The organism is Oerskovia sp. NPDC060287 (genome assembly GCF_042726775.1).
In the GTDB taxonomy this organism is placed as follows: Bacteria; Actinomycetota; Actinomycetes; order Actinomycetales; family Cellulomonadaceae; genus Oerskovia; species Oerskovia merdavium.
This window is the reverse complement of sequence record NZ_JBHXBO010000339.1, coordinates 1-3,372: the sequence shown is the minus strand read 5'-3', so window position 1 is coordinate 3,372 and position 3,372 is coordinate 1. Positions and strand designations below refer to the sequence as shown.

2 protein-coding genes are annotated in these 3,372 nt (G+C 72.2%); both read right to left on the bottom strand.

Features of this window, described 5'->3' with window-relative positions:
* Nucleotides 1-49: 49 nt before the first annotated feature.
* Entirely contained in the window at nucleotides 50-1,585 is a 1,536-nt protein-coding gene (locus ACFWFR_RS18590) for an MDR family MFS transporter (protein WP_377624070.1), read from the bottom strand.
* A gap of 276 nt (nucleotides 1,586-1,861) precedes the next feature.
* Nucleotides 1,862-3,184 carry an MFS transporter gene (locus ACFWFR_RS18585; RefSeq protein WP_377624069.1) on the bottom strand — a complete coding sequence of 441 codons (1,323 nt, stop codon included), beginning with the start codon at nucleotides 3,182-3,184 and terminating at the stop codon, nucleotides 1,862-1,864.
* Nucleotides 3,185-3,372: the final 188 nt, after the last annotated feature.

Sequence of the window (3,372 nt, the reverse complement as noted above, 5' to 3'; positions counted from 1 at the left end):
CCATCGGTGCCCGCCCTTCGTGCGTCGTCCTGCCTCCGACCCGGCCGCGTCAGCGCCGCTCGGGCGCCTCCCCGACACCCTCGAGGACGGGAGCGTCGAGCGTGGCGGGCGCGACGGCGTCGGGCAGGACGGGGGACGTCTCGACCGCAGCCGGCCTGCGCAGCAGGAACGTCAGCGCGACCGCGACCAGCGTGACCGCCGCGCCCCAGACGAACGCCGAGCTCACGCCCTCCGCGAGGGCGACCTGCGGGCTCGCGCCCTCAGCCGCCAGCGTGACCGAGCGCGACGTCATGACCGCGACGAACAGCGCCGTACCGGCGGCCCCCGCGAGCTGCTGGACCGTGCCGATCATCGCGCTGCCGTGCGAGTACAGCGACGGCTGGAGTGCCGAGAGGGCCCCCGTGAACAGCGGCGTGAACACGAACGCCAGGCCCAGGCTGAGCACGACGTGCGCGCCCAGGACGAACCAGGGCGACGTGCTCGCGCCCACGGTCGCCAGCGCGGCGAGCGACACCGTGACCGCGACCAGGCCGGGCAGGACCAGGGGACGCGGGCCGACGCGGTCGTACAGGCGCCCGACCGTCGGGCCCAGCAGACCCATGAGCAGACCGCCCGGCAGCACGAGCAGCCCCGTGTACAAGGGGTCCAAGCCCAGCGAGTTCTGCAGGTACAGCGGCAGCAGGATGATCGAGCCGAACAGCGCGATCATGCTGACCGCCATGATCCCCAGCGACACCGTGAAGCCGCGCGAGGAGAAGACGCGCAGGTCGAGGAGTGCCGCGTCGCGGCGCTGGAGGACGAGCTGACGCGCGACGAACAGGACCAGGAAAACGGGCCCGACGACGAGCGGGATCCACACGGGCACGACCGGCGTGGCGCGGGCGGCCTCGCCCAGGTTGGACAGGCCGTAGACCAGGCCGCCGAACGCGAGGGCCGCGAGGACGAGCGAGAGCGGGTCGAGTCGCGTGTGCGTACGGTCGGCCGAGTCCTTGACGTACTTCGCGCCGACGACGAGCGCCACGAGGGCGACCGGCAGGACCAGACCGAAGATCCAGCGCCAGCTCAGGGTGTCGAGGATCAGACCGGACAGCGTGGGGCCCAGGGCGGGAGCGGCGGCCATGACGATCGCGACGTTGCCCATGATCCGGCCACGGGCCGTCGGAGGGACGAGCGTCATGATGGTCGTCATGAGCAGCGGCATCATGATCGCCGTGCCCGAGGCCTGCACCACGCGCGCACCGAGCAGCCACCCGAAGCCGGGCGCGAACGCCGCGAGGGCCGTCCCGGCGCTGAACAGCGACATGGCGAGCAGGAACGCGCCGCGGGTCCCGAGGCGCTGCAGCAGGAAGCCCGTCGCGGGGATGACGATCGCCATGGTGAGCATGAAGGCCGTCGTGAGCCACTGGCCCGTGGTCGCGGAGATGTGCATCTCGGCCATGAGGTGCGGCAGGGCGACGCCCATGGTCGTCTCGTTGAGGATGACGACCGACGCCGAGACGAGCAGCAGCGCGATCACGAGGAAGTTCTCGCGCGAGAGCTTGTCGGAGGTGGGTAAGGACGGGGCGGTGCTCTGAGGTACCTGCATGGCTCTCCTGTGGGGTCGGCGTGCGCCCGCGCGGCCCGGGGGAGCACAGCGAGGGAGGTGGGGAGCGTCGGGTCGAGAAGTCGTACGCCCTACGAGAAACGACGCTCGACCATCCTCAGTTATTCCCCGCGACCCTGACGACTCCTTTTCCGGGCAGGACTCATCGGTCGCGCCGCGACGACGCCGCGGGCCGCGCCGCACGGCCCGGAACAGGCCGGATCCGCTGCTGGGCGGTCACGTGGACGGGTCCCAGGGTGAGCGACCTCACCCCACGCGCTACTCGCCGACGGTCGCCCGTGGGAGGTGAGCGGCGCCGTCGGGCTCCGCCGGGTGACGAGCCCCGAACCGGCCGAAGACCACCGCGGCCGCCGCGTACGCGAGCGCGAGCACCACGAAGACCGGACGCGAGTAGCCCGTGTCCGGGAGCGTGAACGCGGCCAGGGCCGCCGCCCCCACGAACGCCGCGTTGTACAGGACGTCGTAGAACGCGAAGGCCCGGCCGCGGAAGGCGTCCGCGGTGTCACGCTGGACGATCGTGTCCACCGCGATCTTGGTCGCCTGCGCAGCGAGCCCCAGCAGCAGCGCCCCCGCGTACACGACCGTGCGCGACGGCGTCGTGACGAGCAGCAGCTGGCTCGCGGAGGCCAGGCCCAGCATGAGCGCGATCCACAGGTGCGGCCCCGTGTAGCGCGACAGGGTCGGGGTCAGCACGACGGCGAGAGCGCCACCGACCCCCGTGAGCCCCACGACGGTCGCGAACGTCGCCAGACCCGCGTTCGCGTTGCCCGGATCCGACAGCAGGTTGCGCGAGATGAGGATCGACGCGATGAACGTGACCCCGTAGAGGAAGCGGTGCGTCGCCATGACCATGAGGGCCTGACCGGGCGTTCGCCGTGCCGCGAGATAGCGTGCGCCGTCCGCGAGGCCCCGGGCCACCTTGGCGATCTCGGTCGTGATCGCGGCCTCCGCGGGCTCGTCCGGCCCCAGCAGCCCGCGCGACATGCGCAGCGCGAGTGCCGACGCCGCCCCGAACACGAGCGCCGCGCACATCAGCGCGACCGAGTCCTTGACCCGGCCCGGCTCGAACAACAGGCTCAGCAGGAACCCGATGCCGCCGCCCACGAAGGCCGCCGCGGCACCGAGAGAAGGCGTCAGGGAGTTGGCCGTAAGGAGCAGCGGGCCGTCGACCACCCGCGGCAGGCCCGCCGACAGGCCCGCGAGCAGGAACCGGTTGACCGAGAGCGTCGCGAGCGCCAGGACGTAGATCCACGGCGTCACGCCCGCCGTCAGCATGAGGACCGCCGTGGCCGCCGTCAGGACCACGCGCACCGCGTTGCCCCACACCAGGACCTGGCGCCGGCTCCACCGGTCCAGGAAGACCCCCGCGAACGGACCCACGATCGTGAACGGGGCCAGCATCACCGCGAACGCCGCGGCGATCGACGCCGCCGTGCCCTGGGACTCCGGGGAGAAGAAGAGGAGCGACGCCAACCCGACCTGGAACATGCCGTCGCCCGCCTGGCTGACCAGCCGGACGGCGAAGAGCTTCCTGAAGTCGCGCAGCCGAAGCAGGACGCCGAGTTCCGAGATCACACCCACCGGTTCAGGGTATGCGGTGGAGTGAGCGGACCTCGCCCCGGGACGGGCCGACGGCGGTCCTCCCCCTGAGGCTCGGGGGTTGTCAGCAGCAGGGCGGGGTACAGCCCGGGCTGGTTCTGACAGCTCAGCCAGCGGGTCGCCGGGGCCGAACGGGGTGGTGCGATCCGCCGTCGGGCATGCGAAGAGGG

Excerpts from the sequence above, each read along its gene's own strand:
- ACFWFR_RS18590 (WP_377624070.1), bottom strand. The coding sequence starts at position 1,585 with ATGCAGGTACCTCAGAGCACCGCCCCGTCCTTACCCACCTCCGACAAG.